This is a genomic window from Paenibacillus sp. 01T422 (genome assembly GCF_056398785.1).
The window spans coordinates 1-2,208 of sequence record NZ_JBFTQB010001004.1 but is presented as its reverse complement, the minus strand read 5'-3'; the positions used below and the strand labels follow the sequence as shown (position 1 = coordinate 2,208).

The 2,208-nt window shown below is 41.6% G+C and carries 3 protein-coding genes and 2 tRNA genes; 2 read left to right on the top strand and 3 right to left on the bottom strand.

Annotated features, from left to right (window positions below; all coding sequences use genetic code 11):
• Positions 1-742, bottom strand: a 742-nt coding sequence (locus AC1DUA_RS34755) for a copper amine oxidase N-terminal domain-containing protein (RefSeq protein WP_477504075.1), incomplete at its 3' end; no start/stop codon positions are given.
• 194 nt (positions 743-936) lie between these two features.
• Between AC1DUA_RS34755 and AC1DUA_RS34750 the strand changes: the two genes are divergently transcribed.
• Both AC1DUA_RS34750 and AC1DUA_RS34745 read left to right on the top strand, forming a co-directional pair.
• On the top strand, positions 937-1,434 hold the full coding sequence (locus tag AC1DUA_RS34750) for a hypothetical protein (RefSeq protein ID WP_477504074.1): 498 nt from the start codon (positions 937-939) through the stop codon (positions 1,432-1,434).
• Positions 1,431-1,928: a hypothetical protein gene (locus tag AC1DUA_RS34745; RefSeq protein WP_477504073.1), complete on the top strand. Its 498-nt coding sequence runs from the start codon at positions 1,431-1,433 to the stop codon at positions 1,926-1,928. The genes AC1DUA_RS34750 and AC1DUA_RS34745 overlap by 4 nt, the downstream gene beginning before the upstream one ends.
• Before the next feature lie 103 nt (positions 1,929-2,031).
• Here AC1DUA_RS34745 and AC1DUA_RS34740 read toward each other — a convergent pair.
• Positions 2,032-2,105, bottom strand: a tRNA-Ile gene (locus tag AC1DUA_RS34740).
• A 10-nt stretch (positions 2,106-2,115) separates the two neighbouring features.
• Positions 2,116-2,192, bottom strand: a tRNA-Met gene (locus tag AC1DUA_RS34735).
• Positions 2,193-2,208 lie beyond the last annotated feature (16 nt).

Genomic DNA, 2,208 nt, shown 5'->3' with positions numbered 1-2,208 from the left:
AAAGTATGGTTTGTAAATTTATCTCTCTTCCTTTACTCAGATTCATCTTCTTCAAGTAGAAGTTAGATTGGTCATTTTGCGAAATGAAGTACAAATTATCCTTGTCATCTGAGGTCATCTTCAAATCATCGAAATAATATTGTGGAAAAGGTTTACCTGTAGGAACGAGTCCAGTTAAAGGTATCTTTGTGGTGTACTGTGAAGTCAGATTATCAACAGTTGGCTTATCCAGTAGCTTTTTAACAGGTAGAGTCCCATTCGAACTTTGGTTACCTGATGGTGAAATCGTGATGACCCGGGTATGTTCATCGAAAGTAACGATCTGCTGGAAGTTCTCTGCAATGAACCGAATCGGCACGAGAGTGACTTCATTTTCAATAATGGGAGCTTGTTCAAGGTTAATTGGAGTACCGTCTACATGAGCAGTTGTGTTTCCTATTTGCATGGTGAGACGCTTTGTCCCATATGTCAAATCAACGCTTTGTGCAGCCCCATCCCATTTGACGGTAGCACCTAAGGCTTCTGTTACAAATCGGAGTGGGACCATCGTTGTATTCTGCACAAGGTGAGGAGACATTTGAAGAGTAACACTCTTGTCATTAATTGAAGCTTTGGTTTCGCCCAATACTAATTTGATGTAAGCAGATCCGTTGGTAGATGAAGCAAACGCAACTAAAGGTGAATAATAACATGCAAGAAATGCTGTTAACAAAAGAGTACTTCTGACTAATGTTGATGACATGTAACTTCCTCCAAATATTAATTTCTCACATAGCTTACCATACCTTTTAAATTGTTTCTCGTAATATTTATCGCAGGCTAAAAACTGCCTTTTGTATCATTTTCATAGTCTGATCGCGCAAACCCAATTTGCATAAAAAAATCGCATGACACCAATACTTTACCAATATAGTCTAATTATGAAAGAGGACCGCGATGTTCGTTGCATTCATCTTAAGCCTGATTCTATTCCTTGAGATCGTCTTTTTGTTTTTCTCATGGCCCAAACTACAACAGCGGCTTCATGTCGTAGAGCTGGCAGCAATCATCATGTTCGCCTCGCTCTTGCTGCAGCAGTCCATCTATATTATCGATATCAATTTGAATTTAAAAAATGTATCCGAGCATCCGCTGGACGTCATTGTTATGCGAATCAGTCAGATTATTATTTTTCCGATTATAATTGCTTGGCATTTTTACTACACGACTAACACGAGGGCAATACGGATCAGGCGTCTGCTGAGCATACTTATTTTTGCTCTCATATTAACCTTTATCACATTCGTATTTAGAAGCCTCGGTTGTTTGAATTATACGGGATGGAATGGATTTTATAGCATTCTGCTCTACGCTGGAATTCTTATGCTCACTGAGCTCTTCGATGCGCTGATGCGGTTATATCCACTACGCAAGAATGGAGGTAGCGCATCATGATATTAGTCGGACCCGAATCCTTCGATAGAAACGAATGGTTCATTATCGGTGCCTCACTGGTTTCCATGTTGGTTATGCTGCTTCTAAAGCGGCGTTTTCCGTCGATCGTCATTTGGTATGTGTTCTTGTTCAACTTCTATCTCGGACTTGTGGTTGACTTGAGCATAGCGACCACACCTCTGGATTTATATGATGTCAATGACTCTATCAAGTACGAATGGTTCGACGTAATTTTGTATTTGTTCTGCTACCCACCTTCCGCCTATGTAATCATTTACTTCTACGATCGATGGAATTTAAAAGGGATGAGACTGGTCCTGTATCTGATTGTCTGCGCCCTAATTACTACTGGTCTAGAGGGTCTAGCGGTATGGGCTGAGGTTTATCATTACAAAGGCTGGAGGTTGATCTATTCCTTCCCTGTGTATATTGCCGTATACCTGTTGAATATCGGCATGCTTAAGTTCATACGCAAGAATTTCGGTGGATTTTAAAACACAAGCCCCCCATTTTCATCAAATGACTGATGAGAATGAGAGGCTTATTCCATGTCCAGAAATAAATAAAAACCCTTATATACCAAGGGTTTTCGTGCTATGGGCCCAGAGGGACTCGAACCCCCGACCAATCGGTTATGAGCCGACCGCTCTAACCAACTGAGCTATAGGCCCGAATAAAATTTGGTTGCGGGGGCAGGATTTGAACCTGCGGCCTTCGGGTTATGAGCCCGACGAGCTACCGAGCTGCTCCACCCCGCGTCATTGTAGGCTATTG

What these genes read in the sequence shown, in the direction of transcription:
- AC1DUA_RS34750 (WP_477504074.1), top strand. Translation starts at nt 937, where the DNA reads ATGTTCGTTGCATTCATCTTAAGCCTGATTCTATTCCTTGAGATCGTC.
- AC1DUA_RS34745 (WP_477504073.1), top strand. Translation starts at nt 1,431, where the DNA reads ATGATATTAGTCGGACCCGAATCCTTCGATAGAAACGAATGGTTCATT.